Source organism: Mesorhizobium sp. P2_E9 (assembly GCF_056403815.1).
On record NZ_JBFUET010000007.1, the window covers coordinates 38,676 to 62,814 of the forward strand.

Annotated in this window: 22 protein-coding genes; 10 read left to right on the top strand and 12 right to left on the bottom strand. The window is 65.0% G+C overall.

The genetic code is table 11. The features are described 5' to 3' along the window. The first annotated feature begins 7 nt into the window (after positions 1 to 7). The 3 genes from AC1D05_RS13705 to AC1D05_RS13715 are packed head-to-tail and all read left to right on the top strand — an operon-like array spanning position 8 to position 3,682. Complete coding sequence (locus tag AC1D05_RS13705) at positions 8 to 274, top strand: sarcosine oxidase subunit delta (RefSeq protein WP_477441223.1); 267 nt, start codon at positions 8 to 10, stop codon at positions 272 to 274. Then, positions 271 to 3,156: a sarcosine oxidase subunit alpha family protein gene (locus tag AC1D05_RS13710; protein ID WP_477441224.1), complete on the top strand. Its 2,886-nt coding sequence runs from the start codon at positions 271 to 273 to the stop codon at positions 3,154 to 3,156. The genes AC1D05_RS13705 and AC1D05_RS13710 overlap by 4 nt, the downstream gene beginning before the upstream one ends. After that, the gene (locus AC1D05_RS13715; RefSeq protein ID WP_477441225.1) at positions 3,149 to 3,682 is read left to right on the top strand and encodes a hypothetical protein; all 534 of its coding nucleotides are present in this window, start codon (positions 3,149 to 3,151) and stop codon (positions 3,680 to 3,682) included. The genes AC1D05_RS13710 and AC1D05_RS13715 overlap by 8 nt, the downstream gene beginning before the upstream one ends. 71 nt (positions 3,683 to 3,753) lie before the next feature. On the opposite strand, the gene AC1D05_RS13720 is transcribed toward AC1D05_RS13715, so the two are convergent. The 12 genes from AC1D05_RS13720 to AC1D05_RS13775 form a co-directional block, all read right to left on the bottom strand. Then, positions 3,754 to 4,239, bottom strand: coding sequence for a hypothetical protein (locus tag AC1D05_RS13720; protein ID WP_477441226.1), 486 nt, complete (start codon positions 4,237 to 4,239; stop codon positions 3,754 to 3,756). Between the two features lie 116 nt (positions 4,240 to 4,355). Further along, positions 4,356 to 4,916 (bottom strand): FMN reductase, encoded by a 561-nt coding sequence (gene msuE, locus AC1D05_RS13725; protein WP_477441227.1) that lies wholly within the window; start codon positions 4,914 to 4,916, stop codon positions 4,356 to 4,358. A gap of 67 nt (positions 4,917 to 4,983) precedes the next feature. Beyond that, on the bottom strand, positions 4,984 to 6,231 hold the full coding sequence (locus AC1D05_RS13730) for an SfnB family sulfur acquisition oxidoreductase (protein WP_477441228.1): 1,248 nt from the start codon (positions 6,229 to 6,231) through the stop codon (positions 4,984 to 4,986). A gap of 24 nt (positions 6,232 to 6,255) precedes the next feature. After that, positions 6,256 to 7,062, bottom strand: coding sequence for an ABC transporter ATP-binding protein (locus AC1D05_RS13735; RefSeq protein WP_477441229.1), 807 nt, complete (start codon positions 7,060 to 7,062; stop codon positions 6,256 to 6,258). An 80-nt stretch (positions 7,063 to 7,142) separates the two neighbouring features. Continuing rightward, entirely contained in the window at positions 7,143 to 8,480 is a 1,338-nt protein-coding gene (locus tag AC1D05_RS13740) for an ABC transporter substrate-binding protein (RefSeq protein WP_477441230.1), read from the bottom strand. A 70-nt stretch (positions 8,481 to 8,550) separates the two neighbouring features. Continuing rightward, a complete protein-coding gene (locus AC1D05_RS13745) occupies positions 8,551 to 9,591 on the bottom strand; it encodes a branched-chain amino acid ABC transporter permease (protein WP_477441231.1) in 1,041 nt (346 codons plus the stop codon). Between the two features lie 3 nt (positions 9,592 to 9,594). After that, positions 9,595 to 10,494 (bottom strand): branched-chain amino acid ABC transporter permease, encoded by a 900-nt coding sequence (locus AC1D05_RS13750; protein WP_477441232.1) that lies wholly within the window; start codon positions 10,492 to 10,494, stop codon positions 9,595 to 9,597. Next, a complete protein-coding gene (locus tag AC1D05_RS13755) occupies positions 10,491 to 11,426 on the bottom strand; it encodes an ABC transporter ATP-binding protein (RefSeq protein WP_477441233.1) in 936 nt (311 codons plus the stop codon). Before AC1D05_RS13755 ends, AC1D05_RS13750 begins: the two co-directional genes overlap by 4 nt. Before the next feature lie 121 nt (positions 11,427 to 11,547). Beyond that, the gene (gene sfnG / locus AC1D05_RS13760; protein WP_477441234.1) at positions 11,548 to 12,648 is read right to left on the bottom strand and encodes a dimethylsulfone monooxygenase SfnG; all 1,101 of its coding nucleotides are present in this window, start codon (positions 12,646 to 12,648) and stop codon (positions 11,548 to 11,550) included. A gap of 166 nt (positions 12,649 to 12,814) precedes the next feature. Beyond that, positions 12,815 to 14,275 carry an FAD/NAD(P)-binding protein gene (locus AC1D05_RS13765; RefSeq protein ID WP_477441235.1) on the bottom strand — a complete coding sequence of 487 codons (1,461 nt, stop codon included), beginning with the start codon at positions 14,273 to 14,275 and terminating at the stop codon, positions 12,815 to 12,817. Then, the gene (ssuD, locus tag AC1D05_RS13770) at positions 14,272 to 15,444 is read right to left on the bottom strand and encodes an FMNH2-dependent alkanesulfonate monooxygenase (RefSeq protein ID WP_477441237.1); all 1,173 of its coding nucleotides are present in this window, start codon (positions 15,442 to 15,444) and stop codon (positions 14,272 to 14,274) included. Before ssuD ends, AC1D05_RS13765 begins: the two co-directional genes overlap by 4 nt. Positions 15,445 to 15,651: 207 nt before the next feature. Beyond that, positions 15,652 to 16,380: a GntR family transcriptional regulator gene (locus AC1D05_RS13775; RefSeq protein WP_477441239.1), complete on the bottom strand. Its 729-nt coding sequence runs from the start codon at positions 16,378 to 16,380 to the stop codon at positions 15,652 to 15,654. A 147-nt stretch (positions 16,381 to 16,527) separates the two neighbouring features. Here AC1D05_RS13775 and AC1D05_RS13780 point away from each other — a divergent pair, with 147 nt between their 5' ends. The 7 genes from AC1D05_RS13780 to AC1D05_RS13810 all read left to right on the top strand — a co-directional run bounded on the left by AC1D05_RS13780 (position 16,528) and on the right by AC1D05_RS13810 (position 24,070). Next, the gene (locus tag AC1D05_RS13780) at positions 16,528 to 17,775 is read left to right on the top strand and encodes an enolase C-terminal domain-like protein (RefSeq protein ID WP_477441240.1); all 1,248 of its coding nucleotides are present in this window, start codon (positions 16,528 to 16,530) and stop codon (positions 17,773 to 17,775) included. 64 nt (positions 17,776 to 17,839) lie between these two features. After that, entirely contained in the window at positions 17,840 to 18,928 is a 1,089-nt protein-coding gene (locus AC1D05_RS13785; RefSeq protein ID WP_477441242.1) for a substrate-binding domain-containing protein, read from the top strand. Between the two features lie 11 nt (positions 18,929 to 18,939). Beyond that, positions 18,940 to 20,439, top strand: coding sequence for a sugar ABC transporter ATP-binding protein (locus tag AC1D05_RS13790; protein ID WP_477441244.1), 1,500 nt, complete (start codon positions 18,940 to 18,942; stop codon positions 20,437 to 20,439). After that, positions 20,432 to 21,397, top strand: a complete 966-nt coding sequence (locus AC1D05_RS13795) for an ABC transporter permease (protein ID WP_477441245.1) — start codon at positions 20,432 to 20,434, stop codon at positions 21,395 to 21,397. Before AC1D05_RS13790 ends, AC1D05_RS13795 begins: the two co-directional genes overlap by 8 nt. Further along, on the top strand, positions 21,394 to 22,335 hold the full coding sequence (locus AC1D05_RS13800) for an ABC transporter permease (protein WP_477441247.1): 942 nt from the start codon (positions 21,394 to 21,396) through the stop codon (positions 22,333 to 22,335). The genes AC1D05_RS13795 and AC1D05_RS13800 overlap by 4 nt, the downstream gene beginning before the upstream one ends. 17 nt (positions 22,336 to 22,352) lie before the next feature. Then, positions 22,353 to 23,039, top strand: coding sequence for a cyclase family protein (locus AC1D05_RS13805; RefSeq protein ID WP_477441249.1), 687 nt, complete (start codon positions 22,353 to 22,355; stop codon positions 23,037 to 23,039). Positions 23,040 to 23,053: 14 nt separating this feature from the next. Continuing rightward, complete coding sequence (locus AC1D05_RS13810; protein ID WP_477441251.1) at positions 23,054 to 24,070, top strand: Zn-dependent oxidoreductase; 1,017 nt, start codon at positions 23,054 to 23,056, stop codon at positions 24,068 to 24,070. Positions 24,071 to 24,139 lie beyond the last annotated feature (69 nt).

The window sequence follows — 24,139 nt, forward strand, 5'->3', positions numbered from 1 at the left end:
GTTTCTGATGCAGCTTTTCCCTTGTCCGTTCTGCGGCCCACGCGACGAGACCGAATTCCACTATGGCGGCGATGCCGGCAATGCCAGGCCGGATGGCGTCGATGTTCCGATCGAGCGCTGGGCCGGATATCTCTACCTGCGCGGCAATCAGAAGGGCACGGCGCGCGAAATCTGGGTGCACATGAACTGCGGCGAGTTCTTCGTCATGGAGCGTGACACCGTCACCCACAAGGTGCTGTCCTCGGCAGCCCTTGGCGGGGAGCACGCGGCGTGACCGCCTCGCGTCTCACCACAGGCGGCAGCACCATCGACCGCTCGCGGCCGATCCGCTTCAGTTTCGACGGCGCGACCGTGGACGGCTTTGCCGGTGACACCATCGCCTCGGCGCTGCTGGCCAATGACATCGCGGTCGTCGGCCGCAGTTTCAAATATCACCGGCCGCGTGGCATCTGGGGCGCCGGCGTCGAAGAGCCGAATGCGCTGGTCGATGTCGGCGGCCCCCAGGCGACGCCGAACACGCGCGCCACGACCGAGCCGGCACGCGACGGGCTGGTGGCGAAAAGCGTCAATGCGACGCCCAATGCGCTGGCCGACCGCAACGCCTTCCTCGACCGTTTTGCGCGCTTCATTCCAGCCGCCTTCTACTACAAGACCTTCATGTGGCCGGACTGGCACATGTTCGAGCAACGCATCCGCGCCATGGCGGGACTGGGCAAGGTCGATGCGAATTGGACCTCGTCGGGCACATCAGACCAGATCAACCATCATTGCGATGTGCTGGTGATTGGAGCCGGGCCGGCTGGACTGGCGGCGGCAAGGTTGGCGGCTAGCGCGGGTCTGTCCGTCACCCTGGTCGACGACCAACAGAAACCGGGCGGATCGCTCGGCCACCGCGCCAGCGAGATCGACGGCAAGCCGGCGGCCGTCTGGATAGAGGAGACGGTTGCGGAGCTTAGCACGGGCGGTCACCTGATCCTGCCCTCGACCACCGCCTTCGGCATCTACGACCACAATCTGGTCGGGCTGAACCAGCGTCATTTCGATGGCCGGCGCGACACGCTGTGGCGGGTCAGGCCACGCCATATCGTGCTGGCGACCGGCGCCATCGAGCGGCCGCTGCCCTTCGCCAACAATGACCTGCCCGGCATCCTGTCGGCGGATGCCGCACTTGCCTATCTCAGGCGCCATGCGGTGCTGGTCGGCCGGCGCATCGTCGTCGCCACCAACAATGACAGCGCCTATGAAGCAGCCGCAGCGCTGGCCGAGGCGGGCGCCGACGTCAAGCTTGTCGACATCAGGCGCGACGGCATGCCGACCACGCCAGCCAAGGTGCGGTTGATCAACGGGCGTGCTCTCGCGTCCGCCAGCGGCAAACTGCGCGTCGAGGGCGTGACGCTGGACGACGGCACCAGGCTCGATGCCGATTGCGTGCTGGTCTCGGGCGGTTGGACATCGACCATCCACCTCTTCGGCCAAGCCAAGGGCAAACTCGCCTGGAGCGAGGCACGCGCCGCCTTCCTGCCGGGCGATCCGGTCGATGGCATTGCTGTTGCTGGCGCCGCAGGCGGTGCGGTTTCCTTGTCGGAGGTGTTCGCAGGTGCCGGCAACGCCGTTGCATCTATTGGTCAAACGAAAGCGGCGATGCCGCGCAGCACCGGGCCGGAGGCAACGAGCGGCATAACAGCGGCGTGGCCAGTGCCCGGCTCGAAAGGGCGCATCTGGATCGACTACCAGAACGATGTGACCGTGAAGGACGTCGAGCTGGCAGCGCGCGAGAACTTCGTCTCGGTCGAGCATCTCAAGCGCTACACCACGCTCGGCATGGCGACTGACCAGGGCAAGACCTCCAACCTGCCGGGCCTGGCGCTGATGGCCGGGATTACCGGCCGCACCGTGCCGGAGGTCGGCACCACCACTTATCGCCCGCCGTTCACGCCGGTGCCGCTGGCAAGCTTTGCCGGCACGCGCGTCGGCGAATTGATGGCGCCTGTGCGGCGGCTGCCGCTGGAGACTATCCACCGTGCCAGCGGCGCGGTGTTCCAGGAATATGGCGGCTGGCTGCGGCCTGCCCACTATGGCGGTCGCGACGCCGATGCGGATCGCGCCATCCAGGACGAGGCGTTGCGCGCGCGCCAGTCGGTGGCGCTGTTCGACGGTTCGACGCTCGGCAAGATCGAGGTGGTGGGCCCGAAGGCGGCCGCGTTCGTCGATTTCCTCTACTACAACACCATGTCGACGCTGAAGCCGGGCCGCTGCCGCTACGGCTTCATGCTGTCGGAGAACGGCGTGGTCTTCGATGACGGCGTGCTGGTGCGGCTGGACGAGCATCGCTTCGTCGTCTCGTGCTCATCCTCGCATGTCGCCGCGGTGCACGCGCGGCTGGAGGAATGGCGCCAGGACCGCTTTGGCCGCGACGCGGTCTATATCCACAACGCCACAGCGGACATGGCGACGCTGACTGTCTCCGGACCGAATGCCCGGAAGCTGCTCGAAACAGTCGATCTTGGCCTCTCGCTCGACGATGCCGACCTGCCGCATATGGCGATCGGCCACGGCAGCTATGGCGGTGACGGGGTCCGCATCGCCCGCGTCAGCTTCACCGGCGACAGGAGTTATGAAATCTCCATTCGCGCCGATCGCGCCGAGCCGTTGTGGGCGCATCTGCGCCAGGCCGGCCAGGCGCTTGATGCCGTTGTCATCGGCCTCGAAGCGCTGATGATCCTGCGTGCCGAGAAAGGCTTTATCGTCATCGGCAAGGACACAGACGGCACCACGCTGCCGCATGATCTCGGCAGCGACGGACCCCGCACCAAACGCCAGACCGAATATGTCGGCCGCCGTTCGCTGTTTACCGAGGAGGCTTCGCGAAACAACCGCATGCAGCTTGTCGGGCTGACGGTGCCGCAGGGCGAAGCACCCTTGCCAACGGGCGCGCACGGCATCCGACGGGTCGATGGCAGGCTGCACAGCCAGGGCTTTGTCACGTCGAGCTACCAGAGCCCGACGCTTGGCCGGCCGGTGGCGCTTGGCCTGATCGAGCGTGGTGCTTCGCGCCACGGCGAGACGATCGAAATCCAGCATCTCGGCAAGGTCAGCAAGGCGACGATTGCCGCGCCTTGCGCCTTCGACCCGGCAGGAGACCGGCTGCATGCGTGATCTCGCGGAAAAATGGTCTGTCGCACCGGATTGGCAGGCTGCCAATATCACGACATCAGGCCTCGCGTTGCGTGTCGTCCCTAGCCTCAGCCAGATGTTGGTCAGTGGTAGCCTCGACGCGTGGGCGAAGACATCGGGCATGCACGGCGACGGCGTAGGCGCTTTTGGCGCGGCGCAGGGCGACCGCTATGCGGCGCGGCTGGCGCGTGACCGGCTGCTCATCGTGTCGAACACTCCCCTCGTCATCGCTACGGGTTGGCACGCGGAGGGTTTTGCGGTGACGGAGATCAGCGCCGGGCTGCAGGTGTTCGAGGTCGAAGGCCCCGCGCTCGATGCTCTTATCGCGCGTGGAACGACGCTCGATCCCAGGCAGCCAAGCGCTAGTGCGGCACTTTCCTTCGCCGGCATCAGTGCCATCGTCTATCGTCATAAAGACAGGCTGCGCGTCCATGTCGACCGCGGCCTGGCAGCCTATCTCTGGATGTGGATGGAGCAGGCTGCCGGTCACATCGCGGCCGGAAACTAGTGCAATTCCAGGACAAGTGTAAACGGTTTTCCGTCCGGAATTGCGTTAAACAAAAAGTCTAGCCGGCGCGCTCAGAGCGTGAAGGACCAGAACAGGCAGGCCAGTGTCGCGGCGGCGAAGATTACAAAGAACAGGCTGCGCAACAACACGTTGCGGCGCAATTCGTTCATGACGAAGTGGCAACCGACCACCGCCACGGCAAACAGGAACCGCCAGTTCAGCAACGCGAACAACGCGCTGCCCTGACCGAAGGCCCACCGCGCCAGAAGGCCGCCGACAATGGTGGCAAACAGCACGATCACCGTCCAGAAGATCGCGTCGGCGGCATGGGTCAGCACGATGCTGGCCGCGCGGATCGGCAGGATCATCATCAGCAGCGCGCTGAAGAAAAAGACCGCCGCAAGCGGAATGAAGGTTCCGGCGTCGGCAATGCCGTCGAGGCGCCTGACGCCGATCGCGCCATAGGGATAGCCGTGCCTGGCTACAGCAAGGCTCAGCGCCATGAGCAAGGCGGTCAGCACAGCGACGAGTGCGAAGGTCGTGAGGGCTTTGCTCATCGTGTTCCTGTCCCGGACGAATCAGACAGGAACGTTTTAAGCGGGCGGTCGTAAATTGCACGTAAGCGAGGGTGCCGCCCGGGCGGATTTCGATCCGTGAAATCCGTTTTCGGCTGCTACTCGGCGGCGACCCTGCCCGACGAGCGATTGGCCAGCACGAAGCCGACCTCGTCCACCGCCTGCGCCGCGCGCTTCAGGATCGCCTCGGAGCGCAGCACGCCGTCGGTGAAATCCTTGTCGGTGGCGTAGACGGCGGTCGGCAGCGTGAAGGCCTCGAAGAACCCGAACAGCGGCCGCAGCTGGTGTTCGACGATCAAGGCATGACGCTCGCCGCCGCCGGTCGCGGTGAGCAGGATGGGCTTGCCCCGCAACGCGGCCGGATCGATCAGGTCGAAGAAGTGCTTGAACAGGCCGGTGTAGCTGCCCTTGTAGGTCGGCGAACCGACCACCAGCACATCCGCGGCGAAGATCTGGGCCAGGATCGGTTGAGCCTGGCTGTCGAGGTCGCGCGCCCACCGTGCCGTGCCCAGCGATGGGCCGACATCCTCGATGTCGTAGGCAACAGCCGACAGGCCGTGGCGGGCGGCGATGTCCCTGGTGACCAGTTCGACGAAGGCTCGCGTCTTCGACGGCCGGGTGATGTTGCCGGAAAAGCCGACGACTGTTGGGTTTGACATGGTGACTGGGCTCTCTTTGGTCATGATGGTCGAAATCTTGAAGGGCGGGCCGCCCGCCGGTGGGAAATCAGCTCCAGGCGTGCAGCGGCGGATTTTCGCCGTTGAGGAAGTATTTGCCGAGGATCGAGTACTTCCAGCGTACCGGATCGTGCAGCGTGTGGGTGCGGGCATTGCGCCAATGCCTGTCGAGATTGTGCTCGGCCAGCGTCGAGCGTGTGCCGGCCAGCTCGAACAGCTTGTTGGTCGCGGCGATGGCGATCTCTGTCGACAGGATTTTTGCCTCGGCGGTGACGATCTGCGCATGCGCCACCGTCTCCGCCGTCGGCTCGGCCACAGCCTTGTCGATTGCCAAGCCTGCCTTTTCGAGCAGCGCCTGCGCGGCGTGCAGGCGCAGCGTCAGGTCGCCGACCGCCTGGATGGTGTAGGGATCGTCCCAGGCATTGTCGACGCCGCTGTCGATCCAGGCGCGGCTTCTGGTCCTGACGAAGTGAACCGTTTCGTCGATCGCCGCCTGGGCGATGCCGGTGTCCACGGCCACCTGGATGATCTGGAAGATGGCGCCGTCGGCGGTCGGTTTGTCATAGCCCTTGTAGCCAGGCACCAGATGCGTCTTCGGCACCTTGACGTTGTCGATGATGACGGTACCGGACAAAGTCGTGCGCTGGCCGAAGCTCGACCAGTCGTCGATGACGGTCAGGCCCGGCGCACCACGGTCGGCGATCGCATACCAGGCACGGCCCTCGTCATCGAGCGCCACGATCGGCACCAGATGGGCGAGCAGCGCGCCGGAGGAATAGAATTTGCGGCCGTTGACGACGACATGGTCGCCGGCATCGGTGAAACGGGTCTCGAAATCGGCGGCGCGCTTGGAACCGAACTCGGAGAAAGCATTGCCGAACCGCGTGCCCTTCAGCGCTTCGGCAAACAGCAGTTTCTGCTGGTCCGCATCCGACACGGTGCGGATCGCGGCGATGACGCCGAGATGGTTCTGGGCGATCTGGCCGATGGAGGAATCCGCAGCCGAGATGATCTCGACCACCTTGGCCAGCGTCACGTAGGACACTTCCGGCCCGCCGAATGCGTTGGGCACATTGATCGACCACAGGCCGCTTTGCGAGAAGGCGTCGAGCTCCGCGACTGGCCAGATGCGCTCGCGGTCGCGCTTGGAGGAATCCTTGACGAATTCGGCGGCGAGCGCATGAGCGACCGCAATCGCTTCGGCGTCATCCCTGATGATGTGAGCTGGCGCCGACGGCCTTGCGACCGGCGGCACAGCGGCGGAAGCGTGGTCTGTCTTGACGGTCGAGACGGTCATTTCACTGCTCCTTGATATCTGATGTCAGGCAACGGCATGGAGATGGGCTGGTTTGGCAGCCGCCGATCCCTGTTGGCCGGTGGTCGATTGACCGAGATAGAAGGCGCGCACGTCCTCGCGCTGGCGAAGATCGGCAGCCGCGCCGGAGAGAACGGAGACGCCGTTTTCGAGCACGGTCGCGTGGTCGGCATATCGCAGAGCAACCGCCGAATTCTGCTCGGCGACCAGAATCGACAGGCCGGTCTCGCGGTTGAGTTTTCTCAGCGTCTGGAAAATGTCCTGGACGATCAGCGGAGCCAACCCCATTGACGGTTCGTCGAGGACCAGCAGGCGCGGCCGCGACATCAGCGCCCGGCCGATCGCCGTCATCTGCTGTTCGCCGCCGGAGGTCAGGCCGGACAGTGTCCGGCGCTTTTCCCTGAGCCGCGGGAAATAGCCGTAGATACGTTCGAGGTCCGCATTGATCTCGGCCCGGCGGCCGCTGCGGCCGATGCCGCCGGCGACTAGGTTTTCCTCGACGGTGAGGCTCTTGAAGCAGTGGCGGCCCTCGAGCACCGGCACCAGGCCGGCGCGCACGAGGTCACCGGGCTTGTGGCGCGAGACATCCGAGCCATCATATCGGATGGTGCCGGCGTTGACCTGGCCACGCTCGGCCGGCAGCAGGTTGGAGACGGCCTTCAGCGTGGTGGTCTTGCCGGCGCCGTTGGCGCCGAGCAGCGCCAGGATCTCGCCGCGCCGTATCTCGAAGGAGACGCCATGCAGCGCCGTGATGGCGTGGTTGTAGGTGGCATGGATCGTGTCCACCGCAAGGATGACGTCATTGTCCGGCATGGGCTCTTCTTTCGCGGTTCGAGGAACCGTAAGAAGCCGGGCGCCGCGGAAACCGATCCGCGGCGCCCGGCATTGACTGATCAGTTGGTGGTCACGGCGTTGGCATCGTCGGCGGTGCGCAGCTTGATGCCCTTCTCGGCGGCATAGGCCTCTGCGGACTTCTCGATGATCGGCCGCAGCAGCGCCCAGTCCGGCGCGATCCAGTCGGAGACGACGTTCCACTTCTTGCCGTCCCACTGCTGGAAGGTCACGTAGCCTTCGCCTTCGTGATTGTCCCAGCTGACATTGATCGAGTGGAACAGGTCCTTGGCGCCGAGCGCCTCGACCTTGGCCAGATCAAGCTTGAGATGTTCGAAGCCCCAGCGGACCTCGTCGCCGGTCAGCGTGCGATGACCGAACTTCTCCTGCGCGACGCGGATCGCCTCGACATTGAGGATGCCGTTGACGATGCCGAGATTGTGGTAGACCGAGCCGATGCGCGACTTGTCTTCAAGGTTGCCCTTGCCGGCGCCGTAGACGGTCTTCACGATCTCCTGCACCACCGGATAGGAGTTGCCGGAAGCCTGGGTGGTGATGGCGGTGTAGCCCTTGGCGGCGTCGCCGGCCGGGATGACATCCTCTTCCGAGTTCGACCAGACATTGCCGACGATGTGGTCGACGGGATAGCCGACCTTAACCGCAGTCTTCAGCGCCACCGGGTTCATCACGCCCCAGCCGCGCAGGACGACGAAGTCCGGCTTGGCGCGGCGGATGGTCAGCCACTGCGACTGCTGCTCGTTGCCGGGATGCGGCACTTCGATCTGCTGCACGGTGAAGCCGTATTTCTGCGCCAGCAATTCATAGATCGGGATGGTCTCCTTGCCATAGGGCGAGCCGTGATAGAGCACGACGATCTTCTTGCCCTTGAGCTTGTCGATGCCGCCTTCCTTCGAGGCGATGTAATTCACGATGCCCGAGGTCTCGCTGTAGGGGTTGAGCAGCAGCGGGAAAACGTAAGGGAAAACGCGCCCGTCGGTGGAGTCGGTGCGGCCGTGGTTGACCGTGATCAGCGGCACCTTGTCGGCGGAGATGCGGTCGATCATGGCATAGGCGATGCCGACCGAGAGCGGGTTCCAGGCGGCAGCAGCGGCATGGCTCTTCTGCCGCTCATAGCATTCGACGCCGCGCTCGACCTCGTACTGGGTCTCGCACTCGTCCCAGGTCAGCTTGACGCCGTTGACGCCGCCGTCGCGGATGTTGATGAGGTTGAGGTAATCGATGAAGCCGCCGAAGAAGCCGGTGCCGCCGGCCGCGTAGGGTCCGACGCGATAGCTTTGCAGTGGGAAATATTGTTCGTCGGCGTGGGCGGCGGGCAAGGCCACCGACACGATCATCGCCGCGGACAGCGCCGCCGCCTTGATGGTGCTGAGGAAGGTCATTGTCAGGGTACTCCCGGTATGGGCCGTCTTGGTTCGGCCTCTGGTTCATTTTCAAATGCGAATGCGGGGCTCAGGTCGACTGCCAGGCGAACAGGAGCCGTCTTCGAACCCTGTCCCACAGGGCAACCAGCCCGTCGGGTTCCAGGATCAGAAACAGGATGATGAGGGCGCCCAGCACAATGCGCTGGCTCATGTCGAGCACGCCCGAGTCAAAGACATCGCCGAGCAGGATGCCGCCGAGGCGAGACAGGGCGAGCGGAAAGACGACGATCAGAGCGGCGCCGAAGAAGGCGCCACGGATTGAGGCCAGGCCGCCGATGATGATGATGAACAGGATCTGGAACGAGCGGTCGAGATCGAAGCCGTCGGGCTCGACGGTTCTCAGATACGCGAAGGCCCAGATGACGCCGGCGACGCCGATGATGAAGGACGAGATGGCGAAGGCCAGAAGCTTGGTCTTCAGCACCGGAATGCCGATGATGCGGGCTGCGGTCTCATTGTCGCGGATGGCGATGAAATTGCGCCCGGTCTGCGACGATACCAGCCGATAGGCGAGGAAGGTGAGGATGCTGACGATGGTGAGCGCGAAGAGATAGCGGCCGACAGCGCCGTCGAAGGCGAATCCGGCTATCGACAGCTTCGGCGCGTCGATGACGCCGGACGCCGAGTCGTTGGAGAACCAGCTGAACTTGGTCAGCGCCCATTGCACGAAGAACTGCGCGGCGAGCGTCGAAACCGCGAGATAAAAACCCTTCAGCCGCAGGCTGGGCAGGCCGAAGACGATGCCGATCGCGGCGGCGACAATGCCGGCCAGAAAGATGCTGCCGATCAGCGGCAGGCCCTCGACGCGCAGGTTGAAATTGTAGGCGGCGAAGGCGCCCGCCGCCATGAAGGCAGCGCTGCCCAGCGAAACCTGGCCGGCATAGCCGGTCAGGATGTTCAAGCCCACGCCGGCGAGGCTGAGTGCCAGGAACGGCAGCAGGATGGCCTCGAACAGATAGCTCGAGCCGATGAGCGGGATGACGCCATAGGCGAAGGCGAGCAGCAGCACGGGCACGAGCCACTTCGGCAACACCGGCGCGGCGGAGAAATCGCTTGTGATCGCGGCCATGGCTCAGACCCTTTCCACAAGCTTCTGACCGAACAGGCCGGAGGGACGGATCAAGAGGAAGACGAGCGCGACGACATAGGCGAACCAGCTCTCGATGCCGCCGCCGAAATAGTCGCCGATATAGACCTCGGCGAGCTTCTCACTGGCGCCGATCAAGAGCCCGCCGACAATGGCGCCAAGGATGGAATCGAAGCCGCCGAGCACCAGCACCGGCAGTGCCTTGAGCACCACCAGCGACAGCGAGAACTGTACGCCGAGACGAGCGCCCCAGAGCACCCCGGCGACAAGGGCGACGAGCCCGGCGGCGGCCCAGACAGTGCCCCAGATCAGCGGCAGCCGCAGCCCAACCGCGAGTGCTGCGAACTGATCGTCGGCGACAGCGCGGAAGGAGAGGCCGATGCGAGTGTAGCGGAAGAACAGCGACAAAAGGAGAACCATGCCGGCGGCCACCACCGCGGCGAAAATGTCGAACTGGCTGATCAGCACGCCGCCGATTTCCAGCGGCACGTCCTCGATGCCGAGGTCGAGGCCGTGGACCTGCGTGCCCCAGATCAGCTGGGCGGCGCCCTCGATGATGTAGGACAGGCCGAGCGTCGCCATGAACAGAGTGATCGGCGGCTTGTTGGTCAGCGGCCTGAGCACCGTGCGTTCGATGGCGACACCCATCGCCACCATGATGGCGAAGGTGATGACCAGCGCCAGCGCGAACGGAATGCCGCGCTCTACGAGGCTGACGAAGGTGAGTGCGGCGAACAGCAGCATCGCACCCTGCGCGAAATTGAGCACGCCCGAGGTCTTGTAGATCAGCACGAAGCCGATCGCGACCAGCGAGTACATGACGCCGGAGAGCAGGCCGCCGACGAGCACTTCGATGAAGAACTGGTAGTCGAAATCGGCGATCATATGCCTGCCCCATCCTCATTGTCGGAGGCGACGCCGAGATAGGCGTCGATGACGCGCTGGTCGTTGCGGACTTCGTCTGGTGTGGCGTCGGCGATCTTGCGGCCATAGTCGAGAACGGCGATGCGATCGGACAGGCCCATGACGACGCCGACATCATGCTCGATCAACACGACGGTCGTGGCGAAACGGTCGCGCGCTGCACGTACGAAACCCGCCATCTCGTTCTTCTCGCTTGCGGTCATGCCGGCCATTGGCTCGTCGAGCAGAAGAAGGCGCGGCTGGGCGACGAGAGCGCGGGCCAGTTCGACACGCTTCTGCAGCCCATAGGGCAGTGTGCCGACAAGACGGTCGCGGACGGCGGTGAGATCGAGGAATTCGAGAATCTGATCGGCGCGGCTTAGCGAGTCGCGCTGCTCGCCGCGAGAGCGGCCGATGCTGAGCACCTGGCCGGCAAAATTGGAGCGGACCTTGTAAGCGAGGCCGGACGCGACATCGTCGAGGACGCTGAGACCCTTGAACAGAGCAAGGTTCTGAAAGGTCCTGGCGACGCCGAGATGCGCCAGCCGCTGTGTCGGCACCTGGGCATAGCTGATGCCGTCGAGTTGGACATGGCCACGGTCCGGCCGGTAGACGCCGCTGATAACATTGATCAGCGAACTCTTGCCGGCGCCGTTGGGGCCGATGATGGCGCGGATTTCGCCTGATAGAACCGACAGGTCGACATCGGCGAGTGCGACGACGCCGCCGAACGACAGGCCGATACCTTGCAGTGAGAGCAGCGGAGCAGCGGCGGCTGTGACAGCCCCCGTCGGCTCGGCGCTGCCTTCGGACGGCCGCGCGGGACGGACTGCCGACGGCAAGCCACGCGCGAAGACTTCCGGCGCATAGACCGAGGCCTCCATCATTCCAAGGGCATAACTGGCCAACGGCATTCCAATCGTCCTCGATTGCTTCAGCAGGCGCGCAAAACCTCGTTGACGCTCGATGGATCGAGCGCCTGGAACCTTCATCGGTTGCAGGCCGGAGTGCCCGGCCTGCCTTTTTTGAAAATGACTATTCCGCTGCCAGCGATGCCGCCTGTTCGGCGTCTTCCAGCTCGCGAACGAGCGGGATGACGTGCTTGCCGAAATATTCGACCTCTTCCTGGAAGTGCAGGAAGCCGAGCAGGATGAGATCGGCGCCGGCGCGCTTCAGATCGACGACACGCTCGGCGACCTGCCTCGGCGTGCCGATCAGGTTCGAGCGGAAGCCGTCATTATACTGGACCAGATCCTCGAAGGAGGATTTCGCCCAATTGCCCTCGCCCTCTGGCGAGGCCTTGCCGGCATTCTTGACCTCATGGCCAAAGGCATTGACCGCTTCGGGATTGGCCTTGCCGATGATCTCGGCAAGCACCGCCTTGGCCTCTTCCTCGGTTTCGCGGACGATGGCGAAGGCGTTGACGCCGACCTTGACGGAATGATGGTTGGCTTTGGCCTTGGATTTGAGGTCGTCGACCTGTTTGGCGATTTCGGCCGGCGTGTTGCCATTGGTGAAGTAACAGTCCGAAACACGCGATGCCATGTCGCGTGCGGCGCGCGACGAACCGCCCTGGAAGACTTCAGGCACCTGCGGCGGTTTCGGCTTCAAAGAGTATTCGTTGAAGCGGTAGAAATCGCCGCGGAAGGTGAAGCTGTCTTCCGTCCAGATTCCGCGCAGCGCACGGATGAATTCCTCCGAGCGACGATAGCGCTCGTCATGGTCGAGCCAGTGCTCGCCGATGGCGTGGAACTCGCCACGGAACCAGCCGGAGACGAGGTTGATGGCGACGCGACCATTGGTCAGATAGCTGATGGTGGCGAGCTGCTTGGCCGCCAGCGCCGGATTCCACGGCCCGGGCAGGATCGCCGCGATCACCTTCAGCGTCGTGGTGGCCGCCAGCAGGTCATGGCTGAAGGCCACCGATTCGTGCTGTTCGTCGGCGCCGTAGCCGGCGGTGAAACGGATCTGGCTGAGCGCATAGTCGAAGCCGGCCTTCTCGGCGATCTGCGCCAGCTTGCGATTATATTCGGCCGAATGGTTGGTGCGCTGCTCGATGTTGGAAATCACCAGGCCGCCCGAAACATTCGGCACCCAGTAGGCGAACTTGACCGCGTCGGTTCCTGCGTGTGCCATGAATTGTCTCCCATTCAGGCCGTGTGGTTGATCGGTCCAGCCGCAGCCGGATTTCGCCAACATTTATTATGTCTACTGATTATATATACAAAGTAGGATTTTCCGTTTTTGGCGCCTTCTGAAGACGGAAATACCAATTTTGCCCGGCCAGGCCGGCATTCACCTGTCAGCGCGCGACCGCAACGTCGCCGCCATTGGCGCCAGCCGCCTCTGCGGATGGGAACTTGTTGACCAGCCTTGCAATCGCGGCCGCGACCATCTGGGCATGACAAGCAACCTCCGGCAGGCCCATGAGTTCGCCGAAGGTGCCTCGCGCCAGCGGACCGGCGACGAAAAGCCCGGCGACCGACCTGTCATCCCGGCCGATGGCACGGCTATCCAGACTGGTCGCGATGCCGAGCCCGTAGGCGTCAACCCTGATCAGCCCAGCCTCAGCCAGGGAGCGTAACGCCGGATTGAGCTGTAGCGCCTGGCCATGAGCCGGTCCTGTCGTGTTGATGACGGCATCGAAGCGGGCCGTCTCGATCCGTGTCTGCCCGCGCCGTTGAAAGCTGACCGCCAGGCTCTCGCCCTCATCATTCGACGCGACAAGCCTGGCGGCGATGGTGTCGAACGTTCCAGCGCTCTGGCGGCGTTCGAGCACGGCAGCAATTTGCGGTGCGATCCTGAAGCGATGGACATCCCAGAACACACGCAGCTGGCGGACCAGCCTTGCCCGTTCTGATGGAGCAAGGGCAGCCCATAGCACCGGCCCCTGCAGGCGCAGCCGATCGAAAACCGACTGCCAGTTGACATTGGCCGCGCGCGCAGCGGCAAGCGTGGCGCGGATGGTCTTCAGCAGGCCAAGCGCCGATGTGGCCGGCGCCGAGGCAAAATCGCCAAACGGTTCGCCCCTGACATCGGGATGGCCGCGCGAGCGCAGCCCGCGGCGCGACAGCGCCAGGATGCGGCCGCGATGGCCACGGCGATCAAGCTCGGCCACCATGTCGGCCGAGCTCAGCCCGGAGCCGACGATCAGCACCGAGGCGTCCGAACCGATGCCGGCAAGTGCCGACGCGGCGTATGGATCGGCGATGAAGCCCGGCGCTTCGGCAAGTGACTCCAGCGCATTGGGAATTCCAGGCTGAGGATGCGTCGCCGCCAGAATGACGATGTCGGCGGCGACAGGCCCGGCCGACGTCTGCACGGTCCAGCCGGCGCCATTGGTTTCGCGTATCACCCGCGTGGCCTGACCTTGGACGTGGCGGATAGCGCCGGTCTCGAGATGAGGCGCAAGGTGCTCGGCGACATAGCGGCCGAACACACGGCGACGCGGATAGACGTCGCCATTCCTCCAGAGCGCATCCGGGTCGTGTTCGAGTTCACCGCTGCCGGCCAACCAGCGGGCAAAATGCTGCGGGTCGTCGGGAACCATGCTCATTCTGACAGCCGGGACATTGACCCGGTGCGATGGCTCCTCACTGGAATAGGCCAGGCCACCGCCGAGCGCCGCGCGCGGCTCGATCACGGAAACCGACAGGTGCTCCGGGCGATGCGCCTGCGCCAGATGCCAGGCCAGGGCAGCGCCGGAAAAGCCGCCGCCGATGATGGCGACGCGCAAGCGGCGGGCCGGAGGCAGCGCGTTCACGAGGCGCTGGCGAGCGTCTTCGGCCGGTGGTCGCCGGCGATGGTCTCGCCGAACGGTCCGGTGTTGACCGACGTGCCGGCGGCTTTGACCGGATGATCGGTCGGCAGTTTCGGCAGCACCAGCTCGCCGAAGCGGTAGGCCTCTTCGAGATGCGGGTAGCCGGACAGGATGAAGGTGTCGATGCCGAGGCGCCGGTACTCGTCGATGCGCTCCGCGACCGTGTCCGGATCGCCGACAAGGGCCGTGCCCGCACCGCCGCGCACCAGGCCGACGCCGGCCCAGAGGTTGGGTGCGATTTCGAGCTTGTCGCGGCTGCCGCCATGCAGCGCGCTCATCCGCGCCTGGCCGACCGAATCCATACGGGCAAAGACTTTCTGGGCCGAGGCGATCGTCGCGTCGTCGAGCCGGCTGATCAGGCTGTCGGCCGCTGCCCAGGCCTGCTCGGTCGTTTCGCGCGCGATGACATGCAGGCGAATGCCGAAGGAGAGTTTGCGGCCGGCCTTCTCGGCCAGTTCGCGCACCGCGTCCAGCTTGCGCTCAACATCGGCGGGCGGTTCGCCCCAGGTCAGGTATTTGTCGATCTCCTGCGCCGCCACCACCGATCCGACATCCGACGAGCCGCCGAAATAGAGCGGCGGATAGGGCGTCTGCACCGGTGGGAACAGCAGCCTGCCGTCCTCGATGTGGAAATGCTTGCCCTGGTGCTCGACCGTCTCGCCGCTCAGCACGCGCTTGTAGATCTGCAGGAATTCCTGCGTCACCTCGTAGCGCTCGGCATGCGAGAGGAAGATGCCGTCGCCCTTGTTCTCCAAGGGATCGCCGCCAGTGACGACATTGATCAGCAGGCGGCCGTTGGAGATGCGGTCGAGCGTCGCTGTCATGCGCGCGGCAAGCGTCGGCGACTGCAGGCCCGGCCGCACGGCGACGAGGAAACGCAGCCGCTCGGTCAGCGGGGCGAGCGCGGAGGCGATCACCCAGGAATCCTCGCAGGCGCGGCCGGTCGGCAGCAGCACGCCGTAATAGCCCAGCGTGTCGGCGGCCTTAGCCACCTGTGTCAGATAGGGCAGGTCGACGGCCCTGCCGCCTTCGGTCGTGCCGAGATAACGGCTATCGCCATGCGTCGGCAGGAACCAGAGAACCTTGATGCGCTCGGGAACATCCTTGGTCATGACTGGCCTCCCGCAATGCGGCGGCGGCCTGTGCCAAACGGGGTTGAAAGCGGGCGCTGAGGGGCGGGCATGGCGGAGTCCTGTCCGGGAAAACCAGATCGCCAGCGCACTTTGCTTATTCTATAAACTCTGTAGAGTTAGTTTATTCCAAATCCGCCGCTGAAATTGGAAATTCTCTCCACCCGCTCGAACCGATGCGGGTTGCGGTCAACTCCTGAAAAGATCGGGCCGTTCGACACTTAGCCGCCGGACGGTGCGCAGCACTTCCTGCAAATGGGTGGCCATATGCGCGCCAGCCTCGTCAGACAGGCCCTGTTCGATGGCATCGAGAATGGCGGTGTGCTGCGCCAGAAGTGTTTCAAGGTGGCCCTGCTCCGGCAGGCTGAGATAGCGCACGCGATCCATCTGCAGCTTGACCACCTGAATGACGCGCCAGCTCTTCGGCAACCCGGCCGCCTCGCAGAAATTGCGGTGAAACGCCTCGTCAAGCTCCAGGAACAGTTCCCGGTCCTTGCCGGCCACGGCCAGCTTCTGGCGGGCCAGGTTTGCCCGTCCGGTCTCGAGGAAGCCGGGCGAAGGTTTTTTCGCCAGGCGGGATACGACGGAGACCTCGAGAGCTTGTCGGATGAACTGCGCTTCTTCCACATCCTCGAGCCGGATCGGGGCGACGAAGCTTCCGCGCTGCGGCAAGATGTCGATCAAGCCCTCGTCGGCGAGACGGATCAAGGCTTCCCGGACCGGCGTGCGACTGACGCCAAGCTGTTGGGCGAGATCCTTTTCGCTCAGGCCTTCCGACGGCAGTATCGCCAGAGTGGTGATGGCGCGCCGCAGCAGTTCGTAGATCTGCGGCGAGATCGGCACCCGGTTGTTGACGGAGCCGAGAAGCTTCGCCGTTGCGCGCGGCTCAGCACCGCGGGACTTCGCTTCGGTGTTCAAGAGCCTCGGCCTCTCCTACGGATTCGTTTCGTTGTAACGCCTAGCACGCATGCACGCAAATGCAATTGACATGGTACCATACCAGTTGTAAATCGACTGTCGGCGCCGCTGATCGCGCGCCGGTTTCGTGCTTCGGGAGGCTGCGCGGTGAAGATAACGGATATCCGCGCGACCACGGTGACGGTGCCGCTGCAGGCACCGCTCAGGCACAGCAACGGCGCCCATTGGGGCCGGTTCGTCAGGACGGTCGTCGAGGTGGAGACCGACGAAGGGATTGTCGGCCTCGGCGAGATGGGTGGCGGCGGCGAAAGTGCCGCGTTGGCCTTCGCCGGGCTGAAAGCCTATCTGGTCGGCCACGATCCCTTCGACCTCAACCGCATGCGGTATGCGATCTGCAACCCGACGGCGTCGCTCTACAACAACCGCACACAGCTGCATGCCGCGCTGGAATTCGCCTGCCTCGACATTATCGGCAAGGAACTCAATGTGCCGGTCTATCAGCTTCTCGGCGGCAAGGTCCGCGACGAGGTCGGCTTCGCCAGCTATCTCTTCTTCCGCTATGCCGATGCCTGGACGCGCGAAGGTGAAGTCCGCACCATCGACCAGTTGGTCGCGCATGCCAGGGCGCTGAAAGCCGAGCACGGCTTCACCGCCCACAAGCTGAAGGCCGGCGTGTTCCACCCCGACTACGAGCTCGAATGCTACCGCGCGCTGGCGGCCGCCTTTCCCGACGATACGCTGCGCTACGATCCCAATGCCGCGCTGTCGGTCGAACAGGCGCTGCGCTTCGGCCAGGCCATCTCGGACCTGCGCAACGATTATTTCGAGGACCCGACCTGGGGGTTTGCCGGGATGCGCCGGCTGCGGGAAAAGCTCGCCATTCCGCTCGCCACCAACACCATCGTCGTCGACTTCGAGCAGTTGGCGACAAATGTGCGCGACCCGGCCGTCGACGTCATCCTGCTCGACACCACGTTCTGGGGCGGCATCCGGGCCTGCGTGAAGGCGGCGCAGATCTGCGACACGTTCGGGCTGGGGGTCGCGGTGCATTCTTCCGGCGAACTCGGCATCCAGCTCGCCACCATGCTGCATCTGGGCGCGGTGCTGCCCAACCTGACCTTCACCGCAGACGCGCACTATCACCATCTCGCCGACGACGTCATCGTCGGCGGCAAGATGCGCTACGCCAAGGGCTGCATTGCCGTGCCCGACGGTCCGGGGCTCGGGGTGACGCTCGACCGCGACAAATTGCAGACCTATGCCGAACTCTACCGTTCGCTCGGCGGCTACCCCTATGACCGGGATCCCGGCCGACCGGGCTGGTATCCGCTGCTGCCCAATTCGGATTTCGCCGACCACTCTGTCAGCATCGTGCCGGAGACCGGCGGGAAATGAGCCTTATGCGTGCATGAACCGTGCGGTGGAGTGACCGCGGGACAGTCAACCGGAGGAGACGGAAATGACACTGAAAAATCGACATGGAAAGACAATGCTTTGCGCCATGCTCGCCACATCGGCGATGCTGGCTTGCACCAGCGCCAGGGCGCAGGACGGCATCGCCAAGGGGGATACGAGCGGCAAGAAGATCGCGTTCAGCAATTCCTATGCCGGAAATTCCTTCCGCCAGGTGATGATCAAGAGCTTCGAGACCATGGGGGCGCAAGCGGTCAAGGACGGATTGGTCGCCGGGGTCACGGCCGTCAGCTCCAACAATTCGGTCACCGAACAGGCGGCCCAGATCCAGAACCTGATCCTGCAGGGCTACAACGCCATCATCGTGCTGGCCGGCTCCGACACGGCGCTCAACGGTGCGGTCAAGGATGCCTGCAACGCCGGCATCCTCGTGGTCGCCTTCGCCAGCGGCGTCACCGAGCCTTGCGCCTACCGGGTCGACTATGATCTCGATTCCTACGCCAAGGCGGAACTCGACTATATCCAGAGCAAGCTGGGGGACAAGCCGGCAAACATGTTCGAGATCCGCGGCATGGCCGGCGACGGCTTCGACAAGCGGCTTCACGAAGGCGTCGAAAAGGCGATGAAGGCGCATCCGAGCTACAAGGCCGTCGGCGAGGTCTATGGCCAGTGGACGGCCACCGTTGCGCAGAAGGAAGTGTCGGGCGTGCTGCCGTCGCTGCCGCAGATCGACGCGGTGCTGACCCAGGGTGGCGACGGCTATGGCGCCGCCATGGCCTTCAAGGATGCCGGCCGCAAGCTGCCGATCATCATCATGGGCAATCGCGAGGACGAACTCGGGCTCTGGAAGCAGGAACACGACGCCAATGGCTACGAGACCTTCTCGCTCGGCGCCACACCCAGCGTGTCGCAGGTGGCCTTCTGGGTGGCGCAGCAGATCCTGGCCGGCAAGGAGGTGCCAAAATTCGTCGAGGTGCCGCTCTTGCAGATCAACCAGCCCGACCTCGGCGCCTGGCTCGCCACCGTGCCGAAGGGCGGCGTGGTGAATGCCGAGTATCCGCAGGCCCTGGTGGCGGATATCATCGACGCCAATGTGAACAAGAAGCCGCTGCCGGGCGTTCCCGCCCCCAAATGAGAGCCTGAGCCTTGAACAGCGCCGCGACGTCCGACCAGCATGTCGCCTCGGCGGACGCCGCGCGCCCCTATCTGGCGGTGCGTGACGTCCGCAAGAGCTACGGCGCAGTGCATGCTTTGGGCGGTGTCGACTTCCGCATCCTGCCCGGCGAGGTCGTCGGCCTCGTCGGCCACAATGGAGCCGGCAAATCGACGCTGATGAACGTGCTTGCCGGTACCGTCGAGCGAAGCAGCGGCGCCTTCGACCTCGATGGCATGCCGGTCGGCAAGTGGAGCGCGTTCGCCGCCCAGACCTGTGGACTGCGCTGCGTCTTCCAGGAATTGTCGCTGTGCGCCAATCTTTCGCTGGCCGAAAACACGCGCATCGTTCATCGCCCCTTGCGCGGCTTCGGCTGGCGCAAGCGCGCACGTACGGTGATCCGGAAAACATTGGACGAGATTTTCCCGGGCCACGGCATCGACCCCGAGACCCGGGTGGCCGATCTGGCGATCGGCCCAAGGCAGATGGTGGAGATCGCGCGTGCCTTCTCGGAAACCGACACGCCGGTGCGTTGCGTCATCCTCGACGAACCGACATCGGCGCTCGGCCATGAGGCCACGCAACAGCTGCTCGACCATATCCGGCGCGCGGCGGCGCGCGGCATCGCCTGCATCCTGATCACCCACCGCCTCAACGAGATCCTCGCGGTCTGCGACCGGGCCGTGGTCATGGTCGACGGCAAAGTGGTGGCCGCGCGCCCGACGGCCGGGCTGACGCGCGCCGCGCTGGTCGAACTGATGGGCAGTATCGAGGCGCCACGCGACCGCTCCAGCCGCAAGATCGCCGCGTCGGGAAAGCCGCTGATCGTCGATCATCCCGGGAACGGTGGCGACGACCTGTCGATCCAGGCGGCGGCGGGCGAGATCATCGGCTTTGCCGGCCTTGACGGCCACGGCCAGCGCGAGCGGCTGCGGGCGCTGTTTTCGGCTGCGCGCAGAAAGAACCGCCGGAGCGGCCCGGCCACGCCCGTCGCCTATGTGGCCGGCGACCGGCAAGGCGAGGGCGTCTTCACCCTGTGGTCGATCGCGGAAAACCTGACCATCCGCAGCCTCAAGGCATTGCGGCGAAACGGGCTGATCTCGACCCGAGCCGCCCGCGACCTGGCCCAGACATGGTCGACGCGGCTTAAGGTCAAGGCGCCTTCCATCGACACGCCTATCCTCAGCCTGAGCGGCGGCAACCAGCAGAAGGTGCTGTTCGCCCGCGCGCTGGCGTCCGACGCGCGGGTGATCTTCCTCGACGACCCGATGCGCGGCGTCGATGTCGGCACCAAGCATGAGGTCTACCAGCTGATCCGGAGCGAAGCCGAGAACGGGCGCTGCTTCGTCTGGTACACGACCGAACTCGAGGAACTGAGCAATTGCGACCGGCTCTACGTCTTCCGCGAAGGCCGGGCGGAGGTGCAGCTCGACGGCAACGACATCGAACCGGCCCGTATCCTGCAGGCGTCTTTCGGAGGCGCGCATGGCTGACGCGGCCCTCTCCTCCCGCCGCCCTGCCCGGCCGGCATGGCTTGGCGGCGCCGTGCAGATCGGCCTGCCGGCGGTGGCGCTGCTGGTGATGCTGGCCGTCATCTTCTGGATCCGCCCGGCGGCGATGAGCTATTTCGGCTTCACGCTGCTGTTCAAGCTCGCCGTGCCGCTGGTGTTCGCCGCGCTGGCGCAGATGATGGTCATCATGCTGGGCGACATCGACCTGTCCAACGGCGCCTTTGTCGGCCTGATCACCTGCGTCACGGCGCTCTATCTCGGGGATTTTCCGGCGCTCGCGATGCTGATCTACCTGGTGACGATCGCGGCCTATGCCGGCTTCGGCCTGCTGATCCATGTCCGGCAGCTGCCCTCGATCATCGTGACACTCGGCATGTCCTTCATCTGGCTTGGCAGCGCGATCCTGCTGCTTCCGGCGCCTGGCGGCACAGCGCCGGACTGGCTCATCGGCTTCATGAGCTGGCAACCGCCTTTGCTACCGTTGCCGGTGTGGCTGGCTGCCTTCGCCGCGGCCATCGGGCACCTTGTCATCACACGTTCGTCCTATGGCGCGGTGCTGCGTGGCGCTGGCGCCAACCCACGCGCGGTCGAGCGCGCCGGGTGGTCGATCGTCGGCCTTCGCGTCGCCACCTATGCCGGCGCCGGGCTTCTCGCCTGCCTGGCCGGAATTACGCTGACCGGCCTTACCACTTCCGGCGATCCCAATGTCGCGCCTGCCTACACATTGCTGGGTGTCGGCGCGGTCATCCTCGGCGGCGGCACCTTCACCGGCGGTATCGTGTCGCCGGTGGGAACGGTCATCGGCGCGCTCACCCTGTCGCTGGCGGGATCACTGCTCTCCTTTCTCGCGGTGCCGCCGACCTGGCAGATCGGCGCGCAAGGCGTGATCCTGTTCCTGGTGCTGGCCGGCCGCGTCCTCTTGGCGGAGCGGGTTTCATGATCCAGCGCCGGCTGTTCCTCGCACCCTGGACCTATGGCTTCATCGTGGCGCTGGCGATGTGGCTGGCGACCACCGCTTATTCCGGCTGGGGCAGCGCAGGCGCCACGATTTCCGCGGCCCTGGCCTTTGGCGCCTTCAGCGTCGTCGTCGGCACCGGACAGATGCTGGTCGTCGCTTCGGGGCCAGGCAACATCGATCTTTCCGTGCCGTCGGTGCTGACGCTCGCTGCCTATGTGTCGATGGCGGTGATGAACGGCAATGATGCGATGATCCTGCCCGGATTGCTGGTGGCGCTAGCGGTCGGCGCGGTCGCCGGCGCGCTCAATTTCCTTGCCATCAAGGCATTGCGGCTGCCGCCGATCATCGCGACGCTGGCCTGGAGCTTCGTCTTCCAATCGTTCGCCTTCAATCTCGGCGGCGAGGCCACCCTGAAGCCGCCGGCCATGCTGTCCTGGTTCACCTCGTGGCGAGTCGCGGGCATCCAGTTCATGCCGATCGCCGTCATGGTGCTGACGCTGTTGACAGCGCTCATCCTGCAACGCAGCGTCTGGGGCCGCCATCTGCTGGCAAGCGGACAGAGCGAACCGGCCGCGAAGCTGGCGGGCGTGGAGGTCGGGCGGGTGCGGCTGGCGGCCTATGTGCTGTGCGGCACGGCAGCGGCGCTGGCTGGGTTCCTGCTGTCGGGCTTCACCGGCGGCGCCGCGCTCAACATGGGCGACGCCTATCTGATGGAATCGATCGCGGTCGTGGTGCTTGGCGGCACCAGCGTCGCGGGCGGGCAGGCCAACGCGATCGGCATCTGGGGCGCGGCACTGTTCTTCAACCTGATGGCCACGATGCTGAACACGTTTCGCATCGAGGCCGGCGTGCGCTTTCTTTTGACGGGCGTGCTGATCATCCTCATCGTGGCGATCGTGCCGCGGCGAAGCGCCGCCTGAGGATGGATGGATCCACAATGCTGTTTGACGATGACCTCGATTATGTAGACCTCACCCACCGCATGCGCGCCGGCATGGCGGTCTGGCCGACGCATCCGCATTACTGCCAGGAAGTGGTCGAAGCGTTCGATCGCGGCGACGTCGCCTGCAATCACGCGCTTTGCATGAGCGAGCATACCGGCACGCATTTCGACGCGCCGCTGCATTTCGTCCCCGGCGGACGGTCGATCGCCGACGTTCCGGTCGAGCGCTTCTTCGGCCGCATGGTGACGATCGACGCCCGCGACACAGCGCCGGCCACGGCGCTCGGGCCGGAGGCAATCCGCGATTTTGAGACCCAACACGGCGCGATCGCACCTGGCGACGCCGTGTTCTTCCACTTCGGCTGGGACCGGTTCTGGAGCGATCCGGAGCAAGGCCACCGGGTGCTCGAGGACTGGCCGGGCCTGTCGCGCGAGGCTAGCCTGCTGCTGGTCGAGCGCCGTGTACGCATCGTCGGCACCGATTGCCTGTCGATCGACCGCTTCGGCTCCAGCGATTTTCCCGCCCACAATATCCTGCTCGGCGCGGATATTCTGGTCGGCGAGAATTTCGCCAATCTCGGCCTGCTGCCGCCCACCTGCTTCCTGGTCACCTTGCCGCTGGCGATCGAGGGCGGATCGGGGTCGCCACTGCGCGCTGTCGCCCTCGTCTCAAGGTCCTGAAAAGGTGAGCTGCCGTGGTTGATATCGTCGTCCGCAAACCGGGGGCACTCGCCGTTCAGACTGGCACCGTGCCACAGCCTGAAGCCGGAGAAGTGGTCGTGCGCGTGCAGCGCGCCGGCATCTGCGGGTCGGACATGCATATACTGCACGGATCGAACCCGTTTGCCGTCTATCCGCGCATCATCGGTCATGAGTTTGCCGGCGTCGTCACCGCGCTCGGCGCGGGCGTTTCCTCGGTGCGCGCGGGCGACCATGTCGTGGTCGATCCCGTAGTCTCATGCGGCCATTGCTATCCCTGCCGCGTCGGGCGGCCGAATGTCTGCGCCAATCTCGAGGTCATGGGCGTTCATCGTGACGGTGGCTTCCGCGATCTTGTCGCCGTGCCGGCCCGCAACGTCGTTGCCGTTCCCGCCGATATGCCGTTCGGCCTGGCGGCACTCGCCGAACCGTTCTCGATCGCCGCCAATGTGCTGGACAGAACCGGCTGCGGGCCGCAGGACACGGTGCTGGTCTACGGCGCTGGCACCGTCGGCGTCACCGTGCTGCAGGTGGCCAAGCTGCTTGGCGCGCGCTGCATCGTGGCCGATATCGACGAGGCCCGCCTCGAGCGCGCGTCGGGCTTTGGCGCGGATACGGCGATCCATTCGCCAAGCCAGCCGGTCGCGGACGCCGTGCGGGATGAAAATGACGGCCTTGGCCCGACGGTGATCATCGACGGCGCCGGTGTGCCGGCGCTTCTCGACGAGGCATGCCGCATCGCCAGCCCGGCCGGCCGCATCGGTCTGCTGGGCTTCTCGGCGACACCGTCCAGCCTCAGCCAGCAAGAGGTGGTGCGCAAGGAACTGACTGTCGTCGGCTCGCGCCTCAACCGTCAACTGCTGCCCAAGGTGGTGGAATGGCTGGCGAACAAGTGCCTCGAGCCGGAAGCGATGATCACCCAGGTCTTTGCCGCGGCGGACGCCAAGGCGGCCTTCGACCTGATCGACAGAGAACCGCAGCGGACCCTGAAGGTCCAGCTCGATTTCTCCTGAATGTTCCCGGGGCCGGCCTATCGAACACGCGGCATTCCAATATAGTCTGATCACTTCTGGTGAACGAAG

Bases quoted from the DNA above. Each gene is read 5' to 3' on its own strand.
- AC1D05_RS13755 (WP_477441233.1), bottom strand. From the start codon at position 11,426: ATGCCGTTGGCCAGTTATGCCCTTGGAATGATGGAGGCCTCGGTCTAT.
- ssuD (WP_477441237.1), bottom strand. From the start codon at position 15,444: ATGACCAAGGATGTTCCCGAGCGCATCAAGGTTCTCTGGTTCCTGCCG.
- AC1D05_RS13720 (WP_477441226.1), bottom strand. From the start codon at position 4,239: ATGAGCAAAGCCCTCACGACCTTCGCACTCGTCGCTGTGCTGACCGCC.
- AC1D05_RS13800 (WP_477441247.1), top strand. From the start codon at position 21,394: ATGATCCAGCGCCGGCTGTTCCTCGCACCCTGGACCTATGGCTTCATC.
- sfnG (WP_477441234.1), bottom strand. From the start codon at position 12,648: ATGGCACACGCAGGAACCGACGCGGTCAAGTTCGCCTACTGGGTGCCG.
- AC1D05_RS13715 (WP_477441225.1), top strand. From the start codon at position 3,149: ATGCGTGATCTCGCGGAAAAATGGTCTGTCGCACCGGATTGGCAGGCT.
- AC1D05_RS13730 (WP_477441228.1), bottom strand. From the start codon at position 6,231: ATGACCGTCTCGACCGTCAAGACAGACCACGCTTCCGCCGCTGTGCCG.
- AC1D05_RS13750 (WP_477441232.1), bottom strand. From the start codon at position 10,494: ATGATCGCCGATTTCGACTACCAGTTCTTCATCGAAGTGCTCGTCGGC.
- AC1D05_RS13785 (WP_477441242.1), top strand. From the start codon at position 17,840: ATGACACTGAAAAATCGACATGGAAAGACAATGCTTTGCGCCATGCTC.
- AC1D05_RS13735 (WP_477441229.1), bottom strand. From the start codon at position 7,062: ATGCCGGACAATGACGTCATCCTTGCGGTGGACACGATCCATGCCACC.
- AC1D05_RS13795 (WP_477441245.1), top strand. From the start codon at position 20,432: ATGGCTGACGCGGCCCTCTCCTCCCGCCGCCCTGCCCGGCCGGCATGG.
- AC1D05_RS13745 (WP_477441231.1), bottom strand. From the start codon at position 9,591: ATGGCCGCGATCACAAGCGATTTCTCCGCCGCGCCGGTGTTGCCGAAG.
- AC1D05_RS13805 (WP_477441249.1), top strand. From the start codon at position 22,353: ATGCTGTTTGACGATGACCTCGATTATGTAGACCTCACCCACCGCATG.
- AC1D05_RS13740 (WP_477441230.1), bottom strand. From the start codon at position 8,480: ATGACCTTCCTCAGCACCATCAAGGCGGCGGCGCTGTCCGCGGCGATG.
- AC1D05_RS13705 (WP_477441223.1), top strand. From the start codon at position 8: ATGCAGCTTTTCCCTTGTCCGTTCTGCGGCCCACGCGACGAGACCGAA.
- msuE (WP_477441227.1), bottom strand. From the start codon at position 4,916: ATGTCAAACCCAACAGTCGTCGGCTTTTCCGGCAACATCACCCGGCCG.